General features: G+C 66.5%; 27 protein-coding genes and 1 pseudogene. 14 read left to right on the top strand and 14 right to left on the bottom strand.

Annotated features, from left to right (window positions below):
* Nucleotides 1–97: 97 nt before the first annotated feature.
* The gene (locus JWQ81_RS33545; RefSeq protein ID WP_297547808.1) at nt 98–646 is read right to left on the bottom strand and encodes a GNAT family protein; all 549 of its coding nucleotides are present in this window, start codon (nt 644–646) and stop codon (nt 98–100) included.
* Between the two features lie 243 nt (nt 647–889).
* Between JWQ81_RS33545 and JWQ81_RS33540 the strand changes: the two genes are divergently transcribed.
* The 3 genes from JWQ81_RS33540 (at nt 890) to JWQ81_RS33530 (ending at nt 2,820) form a co-directional block, all read left to right on the top strand.
* The gene (locus tag JWQ81_RS33540) at nt 890–1,054 is read left to right on the top strand and encodes a hypothetical protein (RefSeq protein ID WP_297547807.1); all 165 of its coding nucleotides are present in this window, start codon (nt 890–892) and stop codon (nt 1,052–1,054) included.
* A gap of 59 nt (nt 1,055–1,113) precedes the next feature.
* Nucleotides 1,114–2,004 carry a hypothetical protein gene (locus tag JWQ81_RS33535; protein WP_297547806.1) on the top strand — a complete coding sequence of 297 codons (891 nt, stop codon included), beginning with the start codon at nt 1,114–1,116 and terminating at the stop codon, nt 2,002–2,004.
* A 123-nt stretch (nt 2,005–2,127) separates the two neighbouring features.
* Nucleotides 2,128–2,820, top strand: a complete 693-nt coding sequence (locus JWQ81_RS33530; RefSeq protein ID WP_297547838.1) for an aspartate/glutamate racemase family protein — start codon at nt 2,128–2,130, stop codon at nt 2,818–2,820.
* Nucleotides 2,821–2,827: 7 nt separating this feature from the next.
* Here JWQ81_RS33530 and JWQ81_RS33525 read toward each other — a convergent pair whose 3' ends face one another.
* The 3 genes from JWQ81_RS33525 to JWQ81_RS33515 form a co-directional block, all read right to left on the bottom strand.
* The gene (locus JWQ81_RS33525) at nt 2,828–3,334 is read right to left on the bottom strand and encodes a DUF1992 domain-containing protein (protein WP_297547805.1); all 507 of its coding nucleotides are present in this window, start codon (nt 3,332–3,334) and stop codon (nt 2,828–2,830) included.
* A 106-nt stretch (nt 3,335–3,440) separates the two neighbouring features.
* Complete coding sequence (locus tag JWQ81_RS33520) at nt 3,441–4,658, bottom strand: cytochrome P450 (protein WP_297547804.1); 1,218 nt, start codon at nt 4,656–4,658, stop codon at nt 3,441–3,443.
* Nucleotides 4,642–5,181: a PadR family transcriptional regulator gene (locus tag JWQ81_RS33515; protein WP_297547803.1), complete on the bottom strand. Its 540-nt coding sequence runs from the start codon at nt 5,179–5,181 to the stop codon at nt 4,642–4,644. The genes JWQ81_RS33520 and JWQ81_RS33515 overlap by 17 nt, the downstream gene beginning before the upstream one ends.
* A gap of 244 nt (nt 5,182–5,425) precedes the next feature.
* On the opposite strand from JWQ81_RS33515, the gene JWQ81_RS33510 reads away from it, so the two are divergent.
* The 3 genes from JWQ81_RS33510 (at nt 5,426) to JWQ81_RS33500 (ending at nt 7,573) form a co-directional block, all read left to right on the top strand.
* On the top strand, nt 5,426–5,842 hold the full coding sequence (locus JWQ81_RS33510) for an SsgA family sporulation/cell division regulator (protein ID WP_297547837.1): 417 nt from the start codon (nt 5,426–5,428) through the stop codon (nt 5,840–5,842).
* 94 nt (nt 5,843–5,936) lie between these two features.
* Entirely contained in the window at nt 5,937–6,338 is a 402-nt protein-coding gene (locus JWQ81_RS33505) for a YciI family protein (protein ID WP_297547802.1), read from the top strand.
* Complete coding sequence (locus JWQ81_RS33500) at nt 6,335–7,573, top strand: DUF6596 domain-containing protein (protein ID WP_297547801.1); 1,239 nt, start codon at nt 6,335–6,337, stop codon at nt 7,571–7,573. Before JWQ81_RS33505 ends, JWQ81_RS33500 begins: the two co-directional genes overlap by 4 nt.
* Nucleotides 7,574–7,628: 55 nt before the next feature.
* Here the strand turns inward: JWQ81_RS33500 and JWQ81_RS33495 are convergent, their stop codons facing one another.
* Complete coding sequence (locus JWQ81_RS33495; protein ID WP_297547800.1) at nt 7,629–8,063, bottom strand: DUF6069 family protein; 435 nt, start codon at nt 8,061–8,063, stop codon at nt 7,629–7,631.
* 136 nt (nt 8,064–8,199) lie between these two features.
* Between JWQ81_RS33495 and JWQ81_RS33490 the strand changes: the two genes are divergently transcribed.
* The gene (locus JWQ81_RS33490; protein ID WP_297547799.1) at nt 8,200–9,144 is read left to right on the top strand and encodes an aldo/keto reductase; all 945 of its coding nucleotides are present in this window, start codon (nt 8,200–8,202) and stop codon (nt 9,142–9,144) included.
* A 19-nt stretch (nt 9,145–9,163) separates the two neighbouring features.
* Here JWQ81_RS33490 and JWQ81_RS33485 read toward each other — a convergent pair whose 3' ends face one another.
* From JWQ81_RS33485 to JWQ81_RS33475, 3 genes are all read right to left on the bottom strand, one after another.
* Nucleotides 9,164–9,964, bottom strand: coding sequence for an ATP-binding cassette domain-containing protein (locus JWQ81_RS33485; protein ID WP_297547798.1), 801 nt, complete (start codon nt 9,962–9,964; stop codon nt 9,164–9,166).
* Nucleotides 9,965–10,115: 151 nt separating this feature from the next.
* A complete protein-coding gene (locus tag JWQ81_RS33480; protein WP_297547797.1) occupies nt 10,116–10,259 on the bottom strand; it encodes a hypothetical protein in 144 nt (47 codons plus the stop codon).
* Nucleotides 10,260–10,397: 138 nt separating this feature from the next.
* Nucleotides 10,398–10,847 carry a DUF222 domain-containing protein gene (locus tag JWQ81_RS33475; RefSeq protein ID WP_297547796.1) on the bottom strand — a complete coding sequence of 150 codons (450 nt, stop codon included), beginning with the start codon at nt 10,845–10,847 and terminating at the stop codon, nt 10,398–10,400.
* 367 nt (nt 10,848–11,214) lie between these two features.
* On the opposite strand from JWQ81_RS33475, the gene JWQ81_RS33470 reads away from it, so the two are divergent.
* Together JWQ81_RS33470 and JWQ81_RS33465 are read left to right on the top strand one after the other, a co-directional pair.
* Complete coding sequence (locus JWQ81_RS33470; protein ID WP_297547795.1) at nt 11,215–11,643, top strand: DUF5709 domain-containing protein; 429 nt, start codon at nt 11,215–11,217, stop codon at nt 11,641–11,643.
* Nucleotides 11,644–12,237: 594 nt separating this feature from the next.
* Complete coding sequence (locus JWQ81_RS33465) at nt 12,238–13,026, top strand: oxidoreductase (protein WP_297547794.1); 789 nt, start codon at nt 12,238–12,240, stop codon at nt 13,024–13,026.
* 124 nt (nt 13,027–13,150) lie between these two features.
* Here JWQ81_RS33465 and JWQ81_RS33460 read toward each other — a convergent pair whose 3' ends face one another.
* The 4 genes from JWQ81_RS33460 to JWQ81_RS33445 all read right to left on the bottom strand — a co-directional run bounded on the left by JWQ81_RS33460 (nt 13,151) and on the right by JWQ81_RS33445 (nt 17,225).
* Nucleotides 13,151–13,843 carry an RraA family protein gene (locus JWQ81_RS33460; RefSeq protein WP_297547793.1) on the bottom strand — a complete coding sequence of 231 codons (693 nt, stop codon included), beginning with the start codon at nt 13,841–13,843 and terminating at the stop codon, nt 13,151–13,153.
* Nucleotides 13,844–14,083: 240 nt separating this feature from the next.
* On the bottom strand, nt 14,084–15,571 hold the full coding sequence (locus JWQ81_RS33455; protein ID WP_297547792.1) for a carboxylesterase family protein: 1,488 nt from the start codon (nt 15,569–15,571) through the stop codon (nt 14,084–14,086).
* The gene (locus tag JWQ81_RS33450) at nt 15,571–15,888 is read right to left on the bottom strand and encodes a hypothetical protein (protein ID WP_297547791.1); all 318 of its coding nucleotides are present in this window, start codon (nt 15,886–15,888) and stop codon (nt 15,571–15,573) included. The genes JWQ81_RS33455 and JWQ81_RS33450 overlap by 1 nt, the downstream gene beginning before the upstream one ends.
* Nucleotides 15,888–17,225 carry an acyclic terpene utilization AtuA family protein gene (locus JWQ81_RS33445; RefSeq protein WP_297547790.1) on the bottom strand — a complete coding sequence of 446 codons (1,338 nt, stop codon included), beginning with the start codon at nt 17,223–17,225 and terminating at the stop codon, nt 15,888–15,890. Before JWQ81_RS33445 ends, JWQ81_RS33450 begins: the two co-directional genes overlap by 1 nt.
* Nucleotides 17,226–17,305: 80 nt before the next feature.
* On the opposite strand from JWQ81_RS33445, the gene JWQ81_RS33440 reads away from it, so the two are divergent.
* Nucleotides 17,306–18,202 (top strand): LysR family transcriptional regulator, encoded by an 897-nt coding sequence (locus tag JWQ81_RS33440; protein ID WP_297547789.1) that lies wholly within the window; start codon nt 17,306–17,308, stop codon nt 18,200–18,202.
* A 31-nt stretch (nt 18,203–18,233) separates the two neighbouring features.
* Here JWQ81_RS33440 and JWQ81_RS33435 read toward each other — a convergent pair whose 3' ends face one another.
* Nucleotides 18,234–18,590: a helix-turn-helix domain-containing protein gene (locus tag JWQ81_RS33435; RefSeq protein WP_297547788.1), complete on the bottom strand. Its 357-nt coding sequence runs from the start codon at nt 18,588–18,590 to the stop codon at nt 18,234–18,236.
* Between the two features lie 134 nt (nt 18,591–18,724).
* Here JWQ81_RS33435 and JWQ81_RS33430 point away from each other — a divergent pair, with 134 nt between their 5' ends.
* The 3 genes and pseudogenes from JWQ81_RS33430 to JWQ81_RS33420 all read left to right on the top strand — a co-directional run bounded on the left by JWQ81_RS33430 (nt 18,725) and on the right by JWQ81_RS33420 (nt 20,652).
* Nucleotides 18,725–19,342 (top strand): malonic semialdehyde reductase, encoded by a 618-nt coding sequence (locus tag JWQ81_RS33430; RefSeq protein WP_297547787.1) that lies wholly within the window; start codon nt 18,725–18,727, stop codon nt 19,340–19,342.
* Nucleotides 19,343–19,414: 72 nt separating this feature from the next.
* Nucleotides 19,415–19,561 (top strand): annotated as a pseudogene (locus JWQ81_RS45155) (hypothetical protein); the annotation flags it as partial.
* Between the two features lie 665 nt (nt 19,562–20,226).
* Complete coding sequence (locus JWQ81_RS33420) at nt 20,227–20,652, top strand: pyridoxamine 5'-phosphate oxidase family protein (protein ID WP_297547785.1); 426 nt, start codon at nt 20,227–20,229, stop codon at nt 20,650–20,652.
* On the opposite strand, the gene JWQ81_RS33415 is transcribed toward JWQ81_RS33420, so the two are convergent.
* On the bottom strand, nt 20,604–21,665 hold the full coding sequence (locus JWQ81_RS33415) for a LacI family DNA-binding transcriptional regulator (RefSeq protein ID WP_297547784.1): 1,062 nt from the start codon (nt 21,663–21,665) through the stop codon (nt 20,604–20,606). The two genes, JWQ81_RS33420 and JWQ81_RS33415, sit on opposite strands and share 49 nt — an antisense overlap.
* Nucleotides 21,666–21,778: 113 nt before the next feature.
* Here JWQ81_RS33415 and JWQ81_RS33410 point away from each other — a divergent pair, with 113 nt between their 5' ends.
* Nucleotides 21,779–22,933 carry an adenosylhomocysteinase gene (locus JWQ81_RS33410; protein ID WP_297547783.1) on the top strand — a complete coding sequence of 385 codons (1,155 nt, stop codon included), beginning with the start codon at nt 21,779–21,781 and terminating at the stop codon, nt 22,931–22,933.
* Nucleotides 22,934–22,956 lie beyond the last annotated feature (23 nt).

Below are 22,956 nucleotides of genomic sequence, written 5' to 3'. Positions count from 1 at the left end.
CGTGCCGTTGATCGGCACGGTGCTGCTGGTGGGCCTGATCGTCCTCGCCCACGCCGTCGTGATGGTGTGCGGGCGCCGCAATGGCGCGTTGGCGCTGCTAAGGCGTCGCGGCTGACTTCCCTCGCCATTCCGAGGCGAGCAGGCCGAGGAAGACTTCGTCGACGAACTCCCCGTTTACCCACGCCGCGAGCCGCCGGGTGCCTTCGAGGACGAACCCCGATTTGGTGGACGCCCTGATCATCGGTTCGTTGGTGGCGAGGGTGTCGACCTGCAGGCGGTGCAGGCCGCGGATGGCGAACCCGTACTGGCACAGCGCGGCGGCGATGTCCACGCTCAGCCCTTGCCCTCGAAAGGCCGGTCGGAGCGACAGCCCGAGATGGGCTTCCCGGTTGTGCGGGTCGATGCTCCACAACAAGGCTTCGCCGACGAGCTCGTCATCGGCCAGCCGGACGACAGAGAACGACGCGGTGTCATCGCTCGGATCCGTCACTTTGTGCGGGGCCGTCGAGGAGCCGGGCGGAATAGGTCGCCAGGGGCGGGAGTCGGCCTTCGACCTGGTTTCGACGTCGTTGTAGAGCTCGGAATGGAGAATGGCAACGTCGGTTTCGTGCCGGGCTCGCAGCCCGATCGTCTCGCCACGGATCATGGCGAATGTCTAACCGACGCGTGCGGTCGCGGGCAAGCCGATTACCCCGATGCGTTCCCGAGTATGACTTCACGACGCTTGTCGATCGGCGCTTCGCCTTGCCAGCGTTGGATTTTGCGGACCTGTAGTCCGAGTTGTCCGGCGCAGGCAAGGCGGTCACCTGACCATGTGGAGTCGGCCACGAAAGGTTCAGACATCGGAGGGCCGGCGGCCATCACCGCCCCATTCGGCGCGGGCGCGGCGGTGGACAGGAAACGGTCGTCCCGCGTGCGCTACCGGGGGTACGGCCTGATCGCCGCGGACGTGACGCCGGCCCTGCCTGGCAGGCAGACCACGATCAGTGTCCGCGCGCTCGCCCAGGACGGCACGGTCATCGACAGGTTCACCCTGGTGCGCCGAGCCAAGTAGGCCCCTAGTGCGTATGTTTTTCACGTTGCCCCCTGCCTGTCCCCACCAGAAGGAGCTCCATGATGTGGCGTAAGGGAATTCGTCGTGCCGCGGTCCTGCTCGGAACCGGTGCGGTGGTGTTGCTGGGTGTGACGGCGCCGTCGGCCGAAGCGGCCACGGCCACGCCGCACGGCGTCACCGGCTGGACCCAGGTCAGCGAAACGCCCGAATTCACCCCGATGTACAACGAAGGCGTCGCCACGGTCAACCCGCCCGGCGGCAGTCCGCACCAGTACTACACGGGCACCCTCTCGGTACCGCTGGACCTGGTCTCCAGCTGGAACCACATCGGCGACCCGGACTCCTCCAAGGGCTACATCTTCGACGACTTCCAGTACAGCGCGAGCAACCCGACGTCGAAACTGTTTCGCGTGACCACGCCGTCAGGCGGCCACTACGACTACACGCACACCCTGGTTTCCGGCGAGGAGTACAACAACTCGTGGGTCGCGGTCTCCCCGGACTCGCAGTGGATGGTCAACGGCGAGTGGGACACGATGAACCACTTCCTCGTCTTTCCGACGCCGGTCCTGAACTCGTCCACCCCGCAGACGGGAGGCGCGTTGAACCTGGCTGCGTACCTGAACCTGGACCACCCGGTGCGCGACATCCAGGGCTGCACGTTCTTCTCGGCCACCCGGCTGCTGTGTGCTTCCGACGACACCGGTACGGATCTGTACCCGACCAGCAAGCAGCTGCTGCAGATCGACCTGCCGCACGCACTCGACGGCACCGAGGTCACCGGGCACGTCACCTCGCTGGGGCAGCTCCCGCTGTCCAGTATCTGCACGGGCAACTACGAAGTCGAAGGCACCGACTACGACCCCGCGACCGGCAACCTGCGAGTGCTGATCATCCAGCCGGGCGTGTGCGCGGCGGTCACCGAGCTGTACGCCTTCAAGCTGGCGTGACTCCGCCCCGGTCATGGCGCGGTAGTGTCGCCGACGTCGGTGCTTCGCCAGGACAGGGGAACGGATGACACGAACGTGGAACCCCGGCGGCGTGGTCCGATGAGCGCTCTCGCCGCTCGGCCGATGCGCACCATCGGGATGCTCGGCGGGATGAGCTGGGAGAGCAGCGCCGAGTACTACCGCCTGGCGAACGAACTGGTCCGGGAGAAGCTCGGCGGACTGCATTCGGCGCGATGCGTGCTGCATTCGGTCGACTTCGCCGACGTCGAACGCCTGCAGGTCGCCGGACGTTGGGACGCCGCCGGATACCTGCTCGCCGAAGCCGCGCGTGGACTGCAAGCAGCCGGCGCCGACCTGCTCGTGCTGTGTACCAACACCATGCACAAGGTCGCCGACCAGGTGCAGGCCGCCGTCGAGATCCCTCTGTTGCACCTGGGCGACGCGACTGCAGCGGCGGTATTGGGCGAAGGGCTGGCGACGGTCGGCCTGCTCGGTACGGCCTTCACGATGGAGCAGGACTTCTATCGGGATCGTCTGGCCGGCCATGGGCTGAAGGTGCTGATCCCGGAGGCGCAGGACCGGGCTGTCGTCCACCGCGTCATTTACGAAGAGCTGTGTCTCGGAGTAGTGAGAGAGTCGTCGCGCGACGCTTACCGAGCGGTGATCGGGAGACTGGTCGATGCCGGCGCGCGGGGAGTCATCCTGGGTTGCACGGAGATCGAGCTTCTGATCAGGCCGGAAGACAGTCCGGTGCCGGTGTTTCCCACGACCCGTCTGCACGTCGAAGCGGCCGTGGAGCGCGCTCTCGCCCCGTGAACGATGCTCACGGTGGCTCCTCCCGCCGGTGGCTCTTTCGACGCCACCATGACGTCCGTTTTGGCACGGGCTTCACTATTCTCGGCGCGCTCGGCGGGATTTCCTTGGCGTGCAAGCGATCCGCGTGCCACCGTTCGACAACCTCGCCGACAACCACCGGACGCACCGGAATCGACGGGCCCGATGGCGCGCGCATCCACGCCACGATTTCCTGATTGAGCTTTTCGACGACTTCGCGGACCGCGCGTTCGGATGTCAAGCGGCTGACCGTGTCCGGCAAGCGCTGGATCTCCTTGCGAAGCCTCAGTGAGGTGGGGAGCAGCGCGTCAGCCGACAGTCCCTCGCTCGCCAGCTTCCGCTTGATCCACCAGTTTTCGTCGTGGGGCCCGCCGGCATCGGGCAGCGGCTTGCCGGTGCCGGGCAAGTTGTCGAAGTCTCCGCGTGCTTCCGCTTCGCGGATCTGCTTGTCGACCCAGGACTCGAAGTTGACGCCGGACGGCTTGCGTTCGGTCATCAACCGATTGTCCCGAAATCCCACCGGACGTGCCAGCGCCCGGAGGTGGGTGCGGTCCGCTGCCGCATCACACCTCACCTCCGGTGTCGAGTCTTCGCACGGTCGCCTACCAGATCACCGGCACCGAGGCGACGCCCCCGGTCAGCCGGTCGGCGCGGATGACAAGGTCGTCGACGTCGATCGCCAGGCGAAGGTTCGGGAACCGACGGAACAGCGTCGAGAACACCACGCGCAGTTCGGTCCGGGCGAGACTGGCACCGATGCAGAAATGCCCGCCGTGCCCGAACGCGAGGTGGGTGTTGGGACGGCGCGACGGGTCGAACCGGTCGGGCTCCTCGAACACTTCGGGATCCCGGTTCGCCGCGTTGGAGGCGATGAGGACGGCTTCACCCCGGGCGATTGTCTGCCCGCCTACCTGAATGTCGGCATGCGCGTAGCGCAGCAGGCCCAGGCCTCCCGGCGCGGACATGCGCAGGATCTCTTCGACCGTGCCGGCCACCAGGCCGTCGGGGTCGGCGGCGAGAGCGTCACGCCGGTCGAGGTCGCTGAGCAGCCGTAGGACCCCGAGGTCGATCCGTCCCGCAGTAGTCTCGTGCCCGGCGAACAGAAGGCCGGCCGCCAGTTCTGCGAGCGCCTCGTCGGTGAACGTCGGGTCTTCGCTCTGCGCGAGGACCAGGTCCGAGATGACGTCCTGGGTCGGCTCTGCCCGTTTCGCCTTCGCCAACTCGCTGGTGTAGGCCGAAAACTCCTGCAACGCGTTGCGGGCATCGTCGCCGGCGTTCAGCTGACCGATCCGGTCGGACAAGCCGCCGAAGCGTTCGCGGTCCTCGTATGGGACGCCCAGCAGCTCGCAGATGACGAGCACCGGAAGCGGGAACGACAGATGTTCGTGCAGGTCGACGGGCTGCTCAGGGGCATTATCGTGAGCGGCCTCCATAGTGTCGAGACACGCGTCGACGATGGTTTGGACATGCTCGGTGAGCAGCCTCATCCGCCTGGCCGAGAACGCGGGCACGAGCAGCTTCCGCAGGCGTTGGCGATCGGCTTGCTCGTCGTCGTACTCACCGGACGGACCCGAGAGAACGGCCGCGTCGGAGACCTTGGACGCCTCCTCGGGCACCGGGTGCGACCGGCCTAGGCGGGAGTCCCCGAACAGGGCCTTGGCCTCGTCATGGCGGGTCACCAGCCACGCTGGATCGCCGGCGGGTGTGCGGACGCGGGTCATCGGAGCGGTCCGCCGCAGGACTTCGTAGAGCGGGGCGAGGTCGAGGATGTTCGGCCGGGCGAAGGGCAGTTGCGGGGCGAGCTCAGTGCTTGTGGTCATCGGAGTCCTCCTCGGATGGTGGGGTTGCTCGGTCGCGCAAGAGAGTGAGCCAGTTCTGTTCGGCATGGAGCCTCCTCAGCAGCTCGTCGAGTACGACACCGCTCCATGCCTCGGGTTCCCTTGTGTCGCGTAAGGCCGTCAGCCGGATGTGCTGTTTCGCCAGTGCTCGTTCACGCGCCTCGAATATCTGCCGACGCTCGTTGTCGGTGAGCCACTGGAATTGGCTCACCCTGACGAGGAACTCCGCGTTGTCGTCGGCCAGCTCGTCGGGCAGATCGGCAAGCAGGTCGTGCAGCAGTTCACGGCCGACTTCGGTGATCGTGTAGACGTGCCGCGGTGGACGTCCTTCCTGGGGCTCTGCGGTCTTGACCGCGGCGCCGGCCTCGGCGAACCGGCGCAGAGTCGGGTAGAGCGAGTTGTTCGACAGGGCGTATCCGGTGGTTTCTTCGACGCGCCTTCGCAGCTCGTAGCCGTGTGATGGCCGGGCTGCCATGTTCGCCAGAAGTACCACGTCGATCCACATAAGGCACTCTAACCTAGGTCACGATAACTTAGCTAGAACTCAATGTTCTCGTCGGCTGACAGCGGGTAATCTGGAAGCAATGTGACCGTCGTCACGGCGGCACCACCCCGTTGAGTGACAATATGAAGTCCATTCATGTACCGATGGAGTGAAAGATCGTTCTTCTCGGTCTCATGACTGTCACTGGGCGTCATATGTAGGCCAAGATGATCTTTATTCACCGCACACGGAAGGGGCTATGACCATGGGCGTCGAACACAGCGTCACCCGAGCGACGATCGTCTTCGGGCTGCGAACCTTCGGGGCCCGCCCGTCGCCTCTCAAGGTCGATCTCGAGTACGACACCCGCGACCCGTACGCCGTGACCACGGCCTATCACACCGGCCACGGCACGGTCCGCTGGATGTTCGGCCGCGACCTGCTCGCCGACGGCCTGCTCACCCAGGTCGGGGACGGGGATGTGCGAGTCGGCCCGGCCTCACATCCCGCGCTGGTTCTGTTCGAACTGAACGCTCCGGACGGGTCCGCGGTCCTGGAAGCTCCGGCACACGAACTCGCGACCTTCCTCAACCGCACTTATGAGCAGGTACCGCCGGGTGCCGAATCCGAACGGTTCGACTTCGACCACGAACTGGGCAAGTTGGCTTTCGGGAACTTCTGAAATAGCTCGCCTGGGGATGTCGAGAACTCGCCGCCGGCTCCGTTCCACTCCTGAATGCGCCAAGATGGGCGCGCGGAAGACTGAGGAGCCGGACATGCCGAAGTTCATGTTGCTGCAGAACTACACGCCGATCGAGGGCGTGGAACCGATCTCGAGCTGGGCGCCCGAGGACATCAATGCGCATGTCGCCTTTCAACTGGCGCTGAACAACGAGCTCGTCGCGTCCGGTGAATTCGTCGACGGTCAGGGCCTGGCCGGACCCGAGTTGGCGAAATTCGTCACTTTCGACGGCGTCGGCGCCCCAGTGGTGACTGACGGACCGTTCCCGGAGGCCAAGGAACTGCTCGCGGGCTACCGGATCGTCGACGTCGAGTCGGAGGCGCGTGCCGTCGAGATCGCGGCGAAGACCTCCGCCGCACCGGGTCCCGGTGGAGCCCCGATCCGCCAGCCGATCGAGGTACGCCAGGTGATGGGCGCGCCGACCCCTGAACTGTGAATCCCCGACCGGGGTTCGAGGATGTGTTGCGTGAGCTCGCGCCGCAGGTCCTCGGTGCGGTCATCCGGCGGTTCGGCGATTTCGACGCCGCCGAGGACGCGGTTCAGGAAGCGTTGCTCGCGGCGGCACTGCACTGGCAGCGGAACGGCGTGCCGGAGTACCCACGTGGTTGGCTGATCCAGACCGCCGTGCGGCGGATGACGGACCAGCTGCGCAGCGACAACGCCCGGCGACGTCGCGAAGAAGCCGTCGCCTCCCAGCTGCCGCCGGCTCGTGATGGTGACGGCGGAGTCGTCGTCGCCGACCATGACGACACGTTGACTCTGCTGTTCCTTTGCTGTCATCCGGCACTGACCCCGTCTTCGGCCATCGCGCTGACTTTGCGCGCGGTCGGTGGCCTGACCACCGCCGAGATCGCGAACGCGTTCCTGGTGCCGGAAGCGACCATGGCGCAGCGGATCAGCCGGGCGAAACAGCGCATCAAATCGTCCGGGGCGCAGTTCTCACCGCCCGAGGGCGGGGAATGGGCACCACGGCTGCGATCGGTGCTCCATGTGCTCTACCTGGTCTTCAACGAGGGGTACACCAGCAGCGTCGGCAGCGGCCTACATCGCACCGAGTTATCGGACGAAGCGATCCGGTTGGCGAGGCTGGCGCACGGCTTGCTGCCCGCAGACGGTGAGGTCGGCGGACTGCTCGCGCTCATGTTGCTCACCGACGCCAGGCGTCCCGCCCGTGCCGGCGACGGCGGCGCGCTGATCCCGCTCGCCGAGCAGGACCGGACGAAGTGGGACCGGCGGCTGATTGCCGAGGGAACCGCGTTGATCACCGCCGCGGTGACGGCGGGAGCGATCGGCGAGTACCAGTTGCAGGCCGGCATCGCGGCCGTCCATGACGATGCCGACCGCGCGGAGGACACCGATTGGCCGCAGATCCTCACCCTGTACGGCCTGCTCGAGCGGATGACCGGGAACCCGATGGTGGCGCTCAACCGGGCGATCGCCGCGGCCATGGTGCACGGGCCGACAGCCGGTTTGAAGTTGCTCGAAGCGCTTGACGAACCGCTGGCTGGCCACCACCGCCTGGATGCTGTCCGCGCCCACTTCTTCGAGATGGCCGGTGATATCGACGCAGCCGTGGCGCATTACCGGGCCGCGGCCGGCCGCACGACGAATCTTCCGGAACAGCACTACCTCGTCACCCGCGCAGCCCGGCTCGCGCGGACGGACGGCTGACCTGGTGACAGCGGCGTCCTGTGGGGACACCGCCGTCACCGTGCCGCTCGGGCGGTCATCCCCGGGACGTGGTCTTCGGCAGCCTTGGGATGAGCACCACACCGACGGCGAGATGGACTAGGACCAGGGAAATCTCGGTGCCTACTGTGGCGTGCTCCAGGAAGATCGGGACGAACGAGAGCACGAGGACGGCGGTTGCCAGTGCGGACCAGATTTTGGCGGCGCTTGGGGTGAAGTGCTCGAACAGTGCGAGAGCGGCCCAGCCTAGGGCTGAACACACAAGGGTGAAACCGGCGATGATCGGCAGCGTCAGGACGACTTCGCCCTGACCGTCGGCGAGGTGGAAGTCGACGCCCAGCGCCGAGGCAACGAACCAGACCGCGCTGGCGGCGACAATCGCCGCGCCGACGGTCAGAGCCCGGATCCACCGGCGGGCGGAACCGGCGGTGGCAGTGCGGGACGAGGGGCTGAAGGTGGTCGACGCAGTCATGGCGGTTCCTTGTCGGTGTCGTGCCGCCGGAGGCGCTCCGGCGGGCTTCTGCTGACACGTCGAACAGCGGACGGACGGATCGACACGGTCTCCGAAATTTCTTTTCCCGACCGGCCCGGCCATTAGGGTTCGGGGGATGAACGGTGAACTGGTGTACGGCTGCATGGGTCTGGGCGGTGCGTGGTCCGACGCCCCGCTGACCACCGAAGACGTCGATATCGCCGAACGTGCCGTGCGAGTGGCGCTCGATATCGGGATCACGTGGTTCGACCAGGCTGACATCTATCGGAATGGCAAGTCCGAGGAGGCGCTGGGGCAGGTCCTGTCCCGCGACCCCGGATTGCGAGACCGCGTCCGCATCCAGACGAAATGCGGCATCCGGCTTGGCGAGAACGGGCTTGAGGCGTACTACGACCTGAGCAAAGCGTCGATCCTCGAACGTGTCCACGGCAGTCTTGAACGGCTCGGCGTGGACCGCGTCGATGTGCTGTTACTGCACCGGCCCGACCCGCTGATGGAGCCCGACGAAATCGCCGCGGCGTTCGCGGAACTGCGTTCGGCGGGCAAGGTCGGCGCGTTCGGTGTCTCGAATATGTCTGCGTCGCAGATGGAGTATCTGCGGTCCATCGTGGACGAGCCACTGGTGGTGAACCAGTTGGAGATGAGCCTGCGCAAACGGGACTGGGTGGAGGCAGGAGTCCTGGTCAACCATCCGGAGGGCGCCGGGATCAGTTTCCCCGAGGGCACCATTGAGTATTGCCAGGCCCACGATGTCCGGCTTCAAGCCTGGGGCGCGCTGGCCCAGGGGGTCTACTCCGGAGCCGCGCCGGCGGACCGCTCGCTTGCCGAGGAGCGCACGGCCGTCCTGGTCTCGACCATGGCCGGGGAAAAGAACACGACGCCGGAGGCGATCGTGCTCGGCTGGCTGATGCGGCATCCCGCGGGGATCGAACCCGTCATCGGCACGGCGGACCCGGTCCGGATCCGCGCCTGCGGCGACGCCGCCCGGCAGGCCGCGGCGATGACCGGGCCCGAGTGGTACTCGCTGTACACCGCGGCCCGTGGTCGTCCGGTGCCCTGAGAGGTCTGTCCGCCCGCCGTCACAGCGGTGACGGCGGGCGTCGGTCGCTGCCCGGCACTGAGCCGGTGAACCCGACTAGGGAGTCCGTCAGTTCGGTGAGCGCGGTGTTCGTATCCGCCGGTGCGGTTTGTTGCCGAGGCGGCTTGATCTTGACCCCGTGCTCGGCTGTACCGGCAATGAACTCTTCGGTCGAGCTTTGGCAGACGAGCTTTCCCGCATCGATCACGACAAGTCGGGAAGCGGCCAAAGCCACCTCGGAAATGACGTGCGACGACACCACGACGGTGCGCCCTTCATCGGTGAGACGGCGGGTGAATTTGCGGGCCCAGAGGATGTCTTCCGGCGCGAGTCCGTTCATCGGTTCGTCGAGCAGCAGCACCTCGGGGTCACCGAGCAGCGCCGCCGCGAAGCCGAGACGCCGCGCCATACCGAGCGAAAGCCCACCGGCCCGGTCGCCCGCGACGGTACTCAGGCCGACTGCCTCAAGCACGTCATCGACGCGGACTGCCGGGACCCTGTTCGACTTGGCCATCCAAGCCAGGTGCGCTCGTGCGGACCGGTTCGGGTGCGTTGACCTCGCGTCCAGCAGGGCGCCGACCGTGCGCAGTGGATGTTTCAGTTCGCGGTACCGCTTGCCGTCGAAAAGGACCTTCCCCGCCGTCGGGTTGTCCAGTCCCAGCGCCAGCCGCAAGGTGGTCGACTTACCGGCGCCGTGGGGCCCCAGCAGTCCCGTCACCTGGCCGGCTGTGACCTCGAACGTGAGGTCGTCCACGGCGCGCGTTTTGCCGTACGACTTCGTAAGGCCTGTTACCTCGATCATGCCGTCTCCCCGCGATGGTGCTGCCCGCCGCGTCATCCTGACGGACGTCGCGCTCCTCCGCCTCCCACGGTGGGATGATCTTTTCCCTGCCGCGGGTTCGGCGGTCCATTGAGGACGGGCAAAACATGTCCGAGACGGTTGAACCTCGTCTTCAGGTCGTCTGACGGCCTTTGACCTCGGCGAAGGAGCGCAGCCGCACCCGGTTGTCGTCGTCGATCAGCACCACGCCCGGATTCGGACCGCTCAGTGCCTCCATCACGCGGATGGCGGCGGCCGCGGCGGCATCGTTCCGCAACGTCCACAGCGGGTAGCTGTTCGGGCCAGTTCCGCGCTCCCGGTCGTCCCCCGGACCTGGGTGATCTCGATGGCCACGGCGCCGCCCTGGCCGGTGTCGATCGTGCGTACTTCCACGATCTCATCGCCGCGATTCAGGTCAAGAACGACTGCGCGAACGAAGGTCCTCGGCATCGGTGGTCGCCCGCGCGATCTGGCGGACACGCTCCATCGACAACCGCCCCGCCGCCAACTCCGCGCCCGTCATCGGCAACCGTGACACCAGCACGCCCGCCAACTCCACATCACCGCCAGCTTTCGCCACGCTGGTTCGCTCCACACCCGCTACCACTGCAGCGGTATCACTTCCGCGGAGTCCACTCAAACGCCCGACAAACCGCAACCGTACCGCCTCCAACATCGCTTGTGCGCGAGCCAACGCACTCAACGCCCGCACTACGCCGGCTTCGTCCACTCCCTCTGCTGACAACTCCAACAACGACGCCAACTCAGAATCTCTACAATCGATCACCCGCCCGACGGTAGCCATCACCTCCGACAAAAACTCGGATCCATCACTCACCCGCACGAGTGAATCCGTCCAGATCATGAAAAACCCATACGCAGAAGTAAAAATATCGTCCTTGAGCGAGCGGATCCGGCTGAGTCGCCTTGAACGAATTCGTCAGGCGACTCGAACTCGCACCCAGGATGGGGAGGTCCCTCCGTGGCGATCCTTACCTCGCGCGCGTTGCGTCGGCCTGATCTGCCGTGCATCCTGGCGGGGCGTCGTCGACAACGGCGGCGTTCGGGTTGTGTGGCAAAAAGGGACTAGGCTGCCGATGACCGCGAAGCCCCCACTGCGACGACACCCCAAAGTCGCAGCAAGGCGTCGAGAAGGAACAGCCGCGATCCTTACCCGGGTTCAGGGCTTCGGACCCTGATTCCATTCGTAGCGGACGAAGGAGCAGGACATCATGGACGACGACATCGATGACAACGCGGATACCGGCCTACTCGACGTCGAGGACACGCTTGAGGACAGGGGCGTCCGCGACGCACTGGACGAAGGCTACTCGCCGCCTGAACGTCCTTGGGCAACCCAAGACTGGGGAACTACGGCGCGAGAGGAATCGTCCGGCGAGAGCTGGAAAGGCCGGCTCGCTCGGGAGGTGCCCGAACTGTCCGATGTGGATGGTGATGGGCTCGGGGACGTCGTCGGAACGGACGGTGAGTTGCTTGACCGCGAGGTAGGGGACAGACGGGCCGGCAGGTTGGTTTCCTCGGACGAGGGAACGTCGGACGATCGTGACGAAGAGCTGTTCGCGTCCGATGTCGGCATCGACGGCGGAGCGGCATCAGCCGAGGAGGCAGCCGTTCATATCGTTGTTCCCCCGGATTCGTAAGGTAGCCACCTTTGCGTGCGAGATCGGGGCTAAACCTGGCTGCGCGAAGCCTTCAACAACGCGGCGAAAGTCTTGGCGCAACAGTGGTGTGGCTGCGTTCGTCAAGACACGCTCGAAAGGATCACGGCTAGTTGAAGTACGAGCCGTATGCCCCGATCGGATTGGCCGGCGGGCTCCGTGCCGACGGGGTGAGTGTGAAAGCCGCGGCACCTGCCTGATCCACGAGCAGTGGACGGCGTCCTGTAGACGGGGCCGGATGATCAGCCAGGCGACCCAAGTCGACAAGGCAACCATCAGGCCGGCCGAGTCGATGGCCACCGAAGCAATCGCCAACCCCCGTCGCGGCAGCGCGGTGTTGATACTTTCCTTCCCGACCTCTGGCGTTGTCACAGTTGTTCACCCTGGGCTCGTTCTGATCGCTTGCAGGTGTCATCGCTGCCCGGGCGTTCTGACGTTACTCACTGGTTCGGTTCGATGCCTGCGGAACTCAGCTTGCCAGGCCGAGATGGGCAAGTTCTGTTCAAAAGTCGTTCCCCTAGGCTGATGCGGAGCGCCTTTTCGGCGTCGAATCGACTTCCGAACCAGGAGTTTCCCGTGGACCTGAACCTGACTGGCAAGACTGCCGTCGTCACTGGCGCGAGCAAGGGGATCGGACTGGCCGTCACCCGCGCTCTGCTTAGCGAGGGTGCGAATGTCGTCGCCGGAGCCCGTTCACACGGCGCTGAGTTGTCCGATCTCTCCGCGCTGGGTTCGCTGCATCCAGTCGAGGTCGACCTGAGCACCCCCGACGGACCTGCCGGGCTGGTCGCGGAGGCGGTCCGACAGTTCGGTGGTGTCGACATCCTGGTCAACAATGTGGGCGGCGTGACCGTCCGGGTGGACGGGTTCCTCGCGATCACTGATGAGGACTGGGAGCGGACTTTGACGATCAACTTCCTCTCGGCCGTCCGGACCACCCGTGCGGCCTTGCCTTACCTGCTCGAGCGTGCACCTGCCACCATCGTCACGGTCAGTTCGGTGAACTCGTTCCTTCCGGATCCGACGGTTATCGACTACTGCGCGGCAAAAGGCGCGCTCACCAACTTCTCCAAATCGCTGTCGAAGGAGTTCGGCCCGCGCGGGATTCGCGTCAACACAGTCAGTCCGGGGCCGGTGGAGACCGCGCTGTGGCTAGGTGACGACGGAGTTGCGGCTACTGTCGCGAAAGCCGCCGGCGGTCAGGCCACCGACGTCGTGGCACAGGCTTCGGCGGGTGTTCCGACCGGCCGCTTCACGCGCGCCGAAGAAGTCGCTGACTTGGTGACCTTGCTGGCCAGCGGGCGCGCGGGGAACGTGACCGGTTCCGACTTCGTCATCGACGGAGGTCTCATCACTACTTTGTGAGCATGGCGCTCTGCTGCCTGGGCCGCGAGGTCGTTGACATGACGTCGGCTGATGGCTGCTGGTGCCAAGAGCAGCCTCGGCTGAGTCGGCTGAAACGCCATCCGGGATGAGATCGAACCCCGTGCTACTCCTCGATGGCCCCGCCGATCTGGCGGAGGTGGTGCCGGAAGGTGTAGGAGGGGTCGGCGACGCGACGCGTGAGGTAGTTGTCAAAGGCGGTCTGTCGACGCAAGGTGTCGCCCGCTTTGATCCGGTCGGCCTGTGTCCGCTCGGTCTCCCAGATGCGGTGCGCGGTCGCCAGCACTTCTTCGACGCGCTCGGCAGCGACGAACAGCACGCCGTCGTCGTCGCCGAAGACGACGTCCTCGGGGCTGACCATATGAGGCCCGAACCTGGCTGTCTTCAGCGCTTCGGGCTCCTGCTCGTCCAGTCGCGTCGGGCCGGGTGGATAGCTGCCGTAGCTGAATACGGGAAGCCCGATGTCCACGAGTTCTGGGGTGTCGCGATGCAGCCCCCAGATCACCAGGCCTGCGACTCCGGAGGCCTCGGCCTCGAGCACCGCCAGGTCACCGACGCAGGCTTCGTCAGTTCGTCCGCCGTTGTCGACCACGAGCACGTCACCTTGCTCGGCCTTGCCGAACGCCTCCAGGAAGACATCCACGCTTCCGTAGTGGCGCGTCGGCAACGCGCGGCCGGCTATCCGGTGCCCCGCTGCGACCGCGCAGATTCCGGGTGGCGCGGGCCGCAGTGGCACGCCTAGCCGCACGCAGGCATCGGCGACCAGCGGTGTGGAGAGGTCGGCGAAGGCCTTCAGCATGGGCGATTCTCCCGGGTTCGGACCCGCCATCGGGTGATGCCGTGATCCTACCGACGCGTCCGTCAGCGCGTTTGTCACTCAGCGAGGGCCGGGGCGATGTGCACCTCGACCAACCCGCGGAATTTTCGGCGAGATCACCCAAGCCAACTCCTCAGGTTCTTCCGCGTGGTCTTGGCACGCGTGACGAACGGCGCGGCAGTGACGCTTGCGCAATGCCAGCATCTTTGGCCGTGCGGGTAGCTAGCGCTCCTGGGCGCGCCAGAGGGCGGCGACTTCGTCGTCAGCGGGTTCGGTGACGAGACTGCCGGAGCCGCCGAACTCGCGGGTGTTCGAGCCGGCGCCGCCGTCGTAGACGGGCCAGCCCGGGTCGCCGGTGCTGACAAAGCGCCTCCAGGCGTCGAGCAGGTCGTCCGCGATCGCGACGTTTTCCGGCGTGTCGGCGCCGGCGACGTTGAGCTGGTCGAAGAAGTAGGGGACGTCGGCGCCGTGCGGTGTGCCGGCCTCCGGTCCGGCCGGTTGGCCGCTGAACAAGGCGGCGTAGGCCTTACCCCCGGCGTCGACCTGCGCTTGTGCCAGCCGACTTGCCGGGATGCGGTAGATCGCGTCGGTGAGGAACCGGGTGCGCAGCCGGGCAAGGCCCGCGTCCGGGTCGCGCTTGCGGTAGGCGGACAAGAGGGCGTCGGGCTCGCTGAAGCCGGTCCGCCGCATCTCGGCGAGGAGCTCGTCGTCGTGCGAGGGGACGAATCCGGGGAGCTGCTCCCACATCCGTATCTCGTCGCGGTTGGCGCTGACCAGCAGAGACACGTTCTTGGCGGACCCCGCTCGCACCGCCTGCTGGGGCAAGATCGGAAGTACGGTTCCATCGTGGACTACGCCCCAGGCTCGGCCGCCGGAGAGGTTGCGCCGGCCGATGTCCGAGTCGATCACGGTTGCCTGAGCTTCGAGAATCCGTTCCGCGGACATGGAACGAAATTCGTCCACAGTGGAAACACGCAGCGCGGCAAAGAGATCATCGGCGATCGACGCCGCGATCTTGGCGCTGTACACGCGTTCGGTGCTGCCGCTGCTCAGGATCGCGTGATGGAATGTTCCGGCGGCCGAAGGCGCGGCGAGCAGCGCACCGATGGAAAACGCGCCGGCGGACTCGCCGACCAGGGTGACGTTGCCGGGATCGCCGCCGAAGGCCTCGATGTTCTCCTGGACCCAGTGCAGGCCCGCGATTTGGTCCTGGAGGCCGAGATTGCTGCTGTCGGCCCATTCCTGCCCGCCGACGCCGGCGAGATGCAGCCAGCCGAGCGCGCCGAGCCGGTAGTTCAGCGCGACGACCACGGCGCCCGTCCGGCGACCGAGTGACGCCGCGTCGGTCATCGGCGGCGACGCGGATCCCAGCTCGAACCCGCCACCATAGATCCAGACGATGACCGGCCGTGCCCCCTCGATCCCCGGCGTCCAGATGTTGAGGTAAAGACAGTCCTCGCTGGTCCGGCCCAGCGCGGACAGAGATTCGTTGTCCGGCAGGGAAACCGTTCCGCGCTGGGGCGGGCAGGGCGGGAATTCGGAAGCCTCGCGCACGCCCTCCCACGACGCGTTCGGCTGTGGCGGGCGGAGTCGCAGCTCGCCGACTGGCGCTTGGGCGAACGGGATGCCCGCGAACAGCGCACCGCCGGTCGGCTGGGCGCGGCCACGTACGTCGCCGCTGGTGGTGGTCACGGTGGGCCTGGTCGTCATCATGTCTCCGTTCGGCCGGGCAGTTCCATCTCCAGTAACGAGGAGCCAAGGCTCTTGCCGTGGATGTCGAGGTTGAGAGTGCGGGTGACCCCGCCGCCGAGCGCGTCATGCAGGACGAACTTCAGCGCGGATAGCTGGGGGAGTTCGTAGCGTTCGACGTGGCCGTGGACGATGTCGGCGAAGTGCTCGCGGACGCGGCCGGCCGTCACGTGCTGCCGGAGGAACTCGTAGTCGCCGGGTTGGTAGGCGACGACGGAGATGTCGGAGATCGTGCCCTTGTCCCCGGTGCGGCTGTGGGCGAGCTCGTGCAGCCTCATCAGACCTCCATGGCCGTGAGCTTGAGAGAAACCTGCCGGCGGGGAACGAAAACCGACAGGATGGCCACCACCTGGTGGGTCTCGCGGGTGGCGCCCCCGCCGCCGGCCGGACCGTTCAGCCACAACGACGTCACCTCGTGGCCGACGCGCTTGGCCTGGTCGAAGCTGTCCGTCCGGCCGACCACGCGGACGCGCACTTCGGCGGGTTCGGCGGTGGACTTGCCCGCGCCCCGGTGCGCCGCGTCGACGCCGATGAGCTCGAACCGCGTCTCGGTCGTCGGCACGCCGACGAAGTCCAGCCGTTCGCGGACGACGTCGAGCGCGAGCTTGCCCCGAGCGAGCGCGTTCGGGCCGGTGTAGGAGATCTGCCCCTCTCCGATGAAGCTGTCGACGTAGCCGACCGACACCTTCAGCGTGGGCGGCCGCTCCCGGCCGGTGATACCGGAAACGGCGACTTCGTCGGGGCCGACTTGGGTCAGTTGAGCGCCCGAGAAGTCGGCGACGGCGTCTGCGGACAAATAGGCCGAAGGGTCGTGTACTTCGTACAGCAGTTGTTCGGTGCACGTCCGGACCGTGACCCGGCCGCCGGAGCCCGGGACCTTCGTGACGGTGAACGAACCGTCTTCGCTGACTTCGGCGATGGGAAAGCCGAGGTGGGCAAGATCTGGGACGTCCTTGTAGCCGGGGTCCGCGAAGTAGCCTCCGGTGACATGGCCGGTGCACTCCAAGAGGTGTCCGACGCAGATGCCCTTGCCGAGCAGATCCCAGTCGTCGTGAGCCCAGCCGAACTCGTGCACGAGCGGCGCGAGGTAGAGCGACGGGTCCGCGATGCGGCCGGTGATCACGATGTCGGCTCCGCCCGCGAGGGCCGCGACGACACCTTCGCAGCCGGTGTAGGCGTTCGCCGACACGACCGTGTCCCCGAGCGAGGACAACGTCGCCTCGCGCTCGAGCAGCGGCAGATCGGTGCCTTTGATGATGTCGAGCATGTCGTCGCCCGTCACGGCGACGACCTTCAGCCCGGTCAGGCCCTTGCGATGAGCGATGTCCGCGACCAGCCTGGCCGCGGCGAGCGGGTTTGCCGCACCCATATTGGTGATGATCTTGATGCCGCGGGCGGCACACGTGTCCAGGACGGCGTCCATGCGGTCGCCTAGCCATTCGTTGTATCCAGCGGCCGGATCGCGGAGGCGGTCGAGCTGGGCCAGGGCGATTGTCCGCTCGGCCAGGCACTCGAAGACGAGGTAGTCCAACCTGCCGTGTTCGGCAAGTTCGGCGGCGGGTTCGATGCGGTCGTCCGCGAAGCCGGCGCCGGAGCCGATTCTTACTTTCTTCATGATCACTCCCTGCCACCATCATGACCGGAGGACCTGTGCTTTGCCACTATCAATAATGCACTCGGTTATGCTCTTGGCGTATGGATCTCACTCTCCATCAGTTGACCGTGTTCTGCCGGGTCGCCCGGACCGGCTCGTTCACCCAGGCCGCCGGCGAACTGCTGCTGAGCCAGTCGGTGGTGAGTAGAAGCATCGGCGAGATCGAGCGCAAACTGGATGTCAGCCTGCTGAGCAGAACGACTCGATCGGTGGACCTGACCGATGCGGGCACCGAACTGCTCGACATTGCCGAGGGCATCCTCGACAGCTACCAGAGCGGGTTGCGCCGGTTCGCCGACTACCGGGCCGGGGAGCGCGGCCATGTCACGATCGCCGCCCTGCCGTCGATCGCGGCCGCAGTTCTGCCGCCGGTCGTCGCTGGGTTCCTGGCCGACTTTCCCCAGGTCAGGGTGCATCTGGTCGATGGGACGACGCGGGAGGTGCTCGAGAAACTCCGCTCTGGCACGGCGGACATCGCGGTCACCGAGAGCAGCCCGGCGTCCACCGGTCTGCTCTTGCGTCCGCTGTTCGAAGACCGGGTTGTCGCTGTACTGCCGGAAGGGCACCACCTGGCCGCGCGAGCCAAGCTCACCTGGACCGAGCTGGCTGCCGAACCGTTCGTCGCGTTGAGTGCGGACAGCAGCGTGCGGCGGCTGACCGATCTCGCGTTCGCTCAAGCCGGCTCGGAGCCTGAAACACTGGTGGAAACCCGAACTATTGCCACCGCCGGCGGCATGGTGGCGGCCGGGCTCGGCGTCAGCGCGATGCCCGAACTTGTCCTGCCGCTGCTGTCGTTCACCCGGTTCGTCACCCGCCCGCTGGTCGGACCGGTGGTCACCAGGAAGGTGGCGATGCACTTGCGGCACGAATACCCGCTGTCCGCGGCAGCGCATCGATTTGTCGACCGCCTTGCCCAGGCAATGCCGGTTGTGAGCTGATACTCGACCGCCTGGGCCGGCGTCCGCTGGGTCAGTGGTTGCGGCACTGCGACTCGGGCAGGTTGTCCCTGGCCCAGGTCGTGAGTTCGTTGAGCGCCGGGAGCAGGGCCTTTCCGGACGCCGTCAGCTCATAACGCACCGCAATCGGCGGCCCCGCTTCGACGGTGCGCTGTACGAGGTCAGCCTTGACCAGCTCGGACAGTCGTTCCGACAAGACCGAGTCGCTGATCCCGCCGACCGCCCGTTTCAGGTCAGCGAAGCCCGCCTGGCTCTGCATGAGAGCTCCCAGCAATACGCCGTTCCAGCGCTTGCCCAGGAAGCCGAACGCGCGAGCCAACGCCTTGTCACAGGCCTCGACCTCGTGATCCGGCTCAATCCTGGTCTCCATAAACCCAGCATACCTGCAAGCTAGGTTTGCACCTGGGGCTAGTTTTTTCAAAGTCGCCATGGTTGAAGAAGTTGATGCGTGATATCTTCGAAGATGTCGCTAGTTTTATAATAGTTGCAACTGAAGGAAGAGTCATGACGGACGCCGTGGAAGACCTGAAGCTCGACCGGCTGGACGACGCCGGGCGCGCGGTGCTGTTCACCGACGCGCGCACCGCCAACAGCTTCGCGCCGACTCCGGTCACAGACGCTGACCTGACCGCGATCTGGGACCTCGCGAAATGGGCGCCGACCGCGGCCAACACCCAGCCGCTCCGCGTGCTGTACGTCCGGGCGGGCGCGGGCCGCGACCGACTCCTCGAGCACATGGCGGATGGCAACAAGGCCAAGACCGCGGCCTCCCCGGCCGTCGCGGTGCTCGCCGTCGACACCGAGTTCCACGAGCACATTCCCACCGTGCTGCCGTTCCGGCCGGAACTGAAAGACGTCTTCGATGCCGACGAAGACATGCGGACCGGTACCGGGGAATTCAATGCGACGCTGCAGGCCGGCTACTTCATTCTCGCCGTCCGCGCGCAGGGCCTCGCAGCCGGTCCGATGGCCGGATTCGACAAAGCCGGTCTCGACGCCGAGTTCTTCCCCGACGGCCGATTCCGGTCGTTCCTGGTCGTCAACATCGGCCACCCGGGTGAAAACCCCTGGTTCGACCGGCTTCCCCGGTTGGACCACGCCGACGTCGTGCAGTGGGCCTGACCGGTCACCCTCGACGACAGCGGCGGCCGGGCGACGTCGCCCGGCCGCTGGTGGCTCCACGCGCAGGTACGCTTGATCCGCTATGGCTACCGACTCGAAACGCGGCCCCTACGCGAAGGGTCGGAACGGCGTGCCCGGATCCTGGCTGCCGCGCTCGACGCCTACGCCAGCTCCGGTCGTCAAGGGCCGTCCTTGCGGAACATCGCTGACAGCGTCGGATTGACGGAGGCCGGCGTCCTGCACTACTTCGACAGCAAGGACGAGCTGCTGGTCGAAGTGCTCGCTGCGCGTGACCGCGCCGATGCGGCCGCATTCGACATCGAGACCGTCGACGGCGTCTGGGCGCTGCTCGGACGTGCCACGCAGACCCCGGGACTGGTCAAACTCCTCGTCGACATGACCGCGGCGCCGGCGTCCCCCGAACACCCCGCGCACGCGTTCATGCAGGCTCGGACCAAGTTCATCGTTGACCTGCTCAGGAAGCTCTTCGACGCCGAGGACCGTGGAAGGCCCGCGTCATGGTGGCCGCGGCCGAAGGACTGCAGGTGCAGTGGCTGCGCGATCCGACCGTGGACATCATCGCCGACCTCAAGCGCCTCGTCCGGCAGCTCACCGACTGACTTCCGCCTGCCGCTCCAGCGCGTGCAACCTGGTGCTGCCCGGTACTTCTCGGTCAAGGTGTCGCAGCGCAAAGCAGGTGATCATCAGCAGTCGATCTGGGAGAGTGCAGGTCATGGGCGAGGGCGGAACCGGTCGACGAGTGATGCACCGACGGCGCCGTTATCCCTTGTGTCCGGTGGAAAGTCTGCCGGGACAACTGGAAATCCGACCCGATCGGACAGCGCCGGAGCAAAATTGTCGGTGCCCTTCGCTAGTTTCGGATCATGTCGTTGTCAGTGGAGGAGAGAGAACGGTTTCTTGCCGAGCCACGCATCGCGGCGCTCGCCGTTTCCGACGGCCCTGATCGCGGGCCGCTGAACGTGCCGATCTGGTACCGGTACGCGCCTGGTGGTGAGCCGTGGGTGGTCACGTCGGCGTCGTCCCGCAAGGCGCGGTTGATCGAGGCGGCGGGTCGGTTCAGTCTGATGGCGGAGCGGCTCGAACCGACCGTCCGATACGTCTCGGTCGAGGGGCCGGTCGCCCGGATCGTGCCTGCCACCGATGAGCAGTTGTGGGAGATGAGCCGTGGCTACCTGCCCGAGGACAAGGCTGAGGGGTACATGGAGTTCGCCAAGGTCGAGCTCGGTGCGCAGGTGTCGATCTACCTGGAACCGGTGCACTGGCTGTCGGCCGATATGGGCGCAGCCTGATGCTCGGCGGTCGAGCCGCGGACGATCAGGGTAAGCGGGAGTGTCGATGATCGGCCCGGTTCGCCGTTGATGCGGCCGACGAGCGCGCGCACAGCGGCCGCACCGAGTTCAGCGGCGGGAATGGACACCGACGTCAGCTCGGGCGTGAGATAGCTGGCGAGGTCGATGTCGTTGAAGCCGACGATCGACAGGTCTCCGGGGATGTCGCGGCCCAGGATGCGGCACGCACGGTAGAGGCTGGCTGCGAGCAAGTCGTCGTCGCAGAACACAGCGGTGACACTGGTGTCGCGCAGGAAGTCGACTGCGGCGGCTGTCGACTCGTGAAGGTCGAAGCTGGACGCGAACTGCCACGAAGGCTGGAAGTCGATGCCGTGCGCGGCGAGTTCGTCGATCAACCGGCTTTCCCTCACTCGGAAGGTTTCCCGGTCGAGGTCCGCTCGGGCGTGCCCGATGTCGCGGTGGCCGAGCCCGTACAGGTGCTCGACGACCTGCCGCATCCCGTCACCTATGTCGATTTCGAGCGACGGCCGGATCGGTGTCGTCGGGCATTCGACGACCACGAGGTTGTCGGTGGCGTCGGCCAGGCCGGCGGTGATTTCGGTGTCCTCGGCGTAGACGATGACGCCCGCGAGCAGGCGCGTCTTGATCATCGCGATCGCGCGGTCCGCCCATTCGGGGCCGGCGGCGGTGTCGACCAGCACGACGGCCATGTCCTCGGCGCGGGCGGCCTGTTCGGCGGCGACGAGCACCCGGCCGAAGTACTCGTGCCGCACGTTCGGCACCGCGAGCGCGATCACGTGCGGGCGGCCGCCGCGCAGTACCTGCGCGGAAACGTTGGGTCGGTAGCCCAGGCGCGCGGCGGTGTCGATGACCAGTCGCTGGGTTTTCGCCGACACGCGCCCGGACGTCTTGCCCGAGATGACCAGCGACACCGTGGATTGGGACACCCCAGCCGCGTCGGCGACATCGACGCTGGTCACAGCCTTGGGCTGGCCTTGCTTCCGCGACGTCATCGCCTTCCTTCCGTCTATTGACTGCCACACCGTACCGCGGTTAACGTGACGTCATACGTATGACTTGGTACGTATGACGCGGTACGTACGACTTCGTTGGGAAGGATCTTCTCGTGTCAGTGTTGGCTACACGGATCGACTGGGCGCGGGAGCACTGTCGCCTGCTGCGGAGCATCTCGGCGGAGTACGCCGGGACGCGTCCTTTCGAGGGGCTGACGATCGGGACGGGCATCCACATCGAGGCCAAAACCGTCGCGCTGCTTCTCACGCTCCGAGATGGCGGCGCAAAAGTCGTCGCCACCGGGAACCTCAATACCACCCAGGCCGAAGCTGTCGACGTCCTGCGGGCGGAGGGGATCACGGTGGTCGGATCAGTGACCAAGGACGCGGACGTCCACGGCCGGTACCTCGACGAGGTGCTGGCCGCGGAGCCGGATCTCATCCTCGACAACGGCGGCGATCTGTTCGCGAAGTACCTCGAAAAGCCTTATCCCGGCCTACTGGGTGGCACGGAGGAGACGACGTCCGGTCGCATGCGGCTCGAGCCGTTGCGTGACGCGCTCGGCGTGCCGGTACTCGTCATCAACGACAGTCCCATCAAGCAGTTCGCCGAAAACGAACATGCTGTCGGCCAGAGCACGCTCGAGTCGTTCCTGCGCTTGACGAACCGGTCCACCAACGGCGAGCGCGTCACCGTCTTCGGTTACGGCGCTTGCGGCCGCGGTGTCGCGGCGAACTTCCGCGGGGCGTACGCCCGGGTGTCCGTCGTGGACGTCGACCCGGTGCAACGGCTCCGCGCGCACCTGGACGGCTTCGCCGCACCCGCGCGGGAAACGGCGCTTGCGAACGCCGACGTCGTCATCACGGTGACCGGCGGCCGGAACGTCGTTACGGCGGCGGACCTACCGCTGCTGAGGGACGGCGTGATTCTGGCGAACGCCGGGCACTTCCCGGTCGAGATCGACGTCGAGGGCATCCTCGGCCACCCGGACGTCGTGGCCAGGCACGAATACACCGACGACTTGCTGACCGTGGAACTCGCCGACGGCAGGCGCGTCCATGTGTTCTCGCGGGGACACATGTTCAACCTCGCCGGGCCCAGGCCGATCGGCAACTCGATCGAGTCGATGGACTTGGGGTTCGCGTTGCAGGCGAGGTGCCTCGAAGCCGTCGCGTGCGGGACCGTCGATGCGAGCAGCTGTGTCGTGCCGGTGCCGCGCCGCATCGACGACCGGGTCGCCACCGGCTACCTGGACCAGCGGTACTAACCGAGGCCGAACCGCTTCGCCCA

Origin of the sequence: Amycolatopsis sp., from assembly GCF_025464955.1 — a bacterium.
GTDB lineage: Bacteria > Actinomycetota > Actinomycetes > Mycobacteriales > Pseudonocardiaceae > Amycolatopsis.
Note: the sequence above shows the minus strand (reverse complement) of the source record. Positions and strands in the feature narration are given on the sequence as shown.

Excerpts from the sequence above, each read along its gene's own strand:
- JWQ81_RS33545 (WP_297547808.1), bottom strand. The coding sequence starts at position 646 with ATGATCCGTGGCGAGACGATCGGGCTGCGAGCCCGGCACGAAACCGAC.
- JWQ81_RS33535 (WP_297547806.1), top strand. The coding sequence starts at position 1,114 with ATGATGTGGCGTAAGGGAATTCGTCGTGCCGCGGTCCTGCTCGGAACC.
- JWQ81_RS33530 (WP_297547838.1), top strand. The coding sequence starts at position 2,128 with ATGCGCACCATCGGGATGCTCGGCGGGATGAGCTGGGAGAGCAGCGCC.
- JWQ81_RS33525 (WP_297547805.1), bottom strand. The coding sequence starts at position 3,334 with ATGACCGAACGCAAGCCGTCCGGCGTCAACTTCGAGTCCTGGGTCGAC.
- JWQ81_RS33520 (WP_297547804.1), bottom strand. The coding sequence starts at position 4,658 with ATGACCACAAGCACTGAGCTCGCCCCGCAACTGCCCTTCGCCCGGCCG.
- JWQ81_RS33515 (WP_297547803.1), bottom strand. The coding sequence starts at position 5,181 with ATGTGGATCGACGTGGTACTTCTGGCGAACATGGCAGCCCGGCCATCA.
- JWQ81_RS33510 (WP_297547837.1), top strand. The coding sequence starts at position 5,426 with ATGGGCGTCGAACACAGCGTCACCCGAGCGACGATCGTCTTCGGGCTG.
- JWQ81_RS33505 (WP_297547802.1), top strand. The coding sequence starts at position 5,937 with ATGCCGAAGTTCATGTTGCTGCAGAACTACACGCCGATCGAGGGCGTG.
- JWQ81_RS33495 (WP_297547800.1), bottom strand. The coding sequence starts at position 8,063 with ATGACTGCGTCGACCACCTTCAGCCCCTCGTCCCGCACTGCCACCGCC.
- JWQ81_RS33490 (WP_297547799.1), top strand. The coding sequence starts at position 8,200 with ATGAACGGTGAACTGGTGTACGGCTGCATGGGTCTGGGCGGTGCGTGG.
- JWQ81_RS33485 (WP_297547798.1), bottom strand. The coding sequence starts at position 9,964 with ATGATCGAGGTAACAGGCCTTACGAAGTCGTACGGCAAAACGCGCGCC.
- JWQ81_RS33475 (WP_297547796.1), bottom strand. The coding sequence starts at position 10,847 with ATGATCTGGACGGATTCACTCGTGCGGGTGAGTGATGGATCCGAGTTT.
- JWQ81_RS33470 (WP_297547795.1), top strand. The coding sequence starts at position 11,215 with ATGGACGACGACATCGATGACAACGCGGATACCGGCCTACTCGACGTC.
- JWQ81_RS33460 (WP_297547793.1), bottom strand. The coding sequence starts at position 13,843 with ATGCTGAAGGCCTTCGCCGACCTCTCCACACCGCTGGTCGCCGATGCC.
- JWQ81_RS33455 (WP_297547792.1), bottom strand. The coding sequence starts at position 15,571 with ATGACGACCAGGCCCACCGTGACCACCACCAGCGGCGACGTACGTGGC.
- JWQ81_RS33450 (WP_297547791.1), bottom strand. The coding sequence starts at position 15,888 with ATGAGGCTGCACGAGCTCGCCCACAGCCGCACCGGGGACAAGGGCACG.
- JWQ81_RS33445 (WP_297547790.1), bottom strand. The coding sequence starts at position 17,225 with ATGAAGAAAGTAAGAATCGGCTCCGGCGCCGGCTTCGCGGACGACCGC.
- JWQ81_RS33440 (WP_297547789.1), top strand. The coding sequence starts at position 17,306 with ATGGATCTCACTCTCCATCAGTTGACCGTGTTCTGCCGGGTCGCCCGG.
- JWQ81_RS33435 (WP_297547788.1), bottom strand. The coding sequence starts at position 18,590 with ATGGAGACCAGGATTGAGCCGGATCACGAGGTCGAGGCCTGTGACAAG.
- JWQ81_RS33430 (WP_297547787.1), top strand. The coding sequence starts at position 18,725 with ATGACGGACGCCGTGGAAGACCTGAAGCTCGACCGGCTGGACGACGCC.
- JWQ81_RS33420 (WP_297547785.1), top strand. The coding sequence starts at position 20,227 with ATGTCGTTGTCAGTGGAGGAGAGAGAACGGTTTCTTGCCGAGCCACGC.
- JWQ81_RS33415 (WP_297547784.1), bottom strand. The coding sequence starts at position 21,665 with ATGACGTCGCGGAAGCAAGGCCAGCCCAAGGCTGTGACCAGCGTCGAT.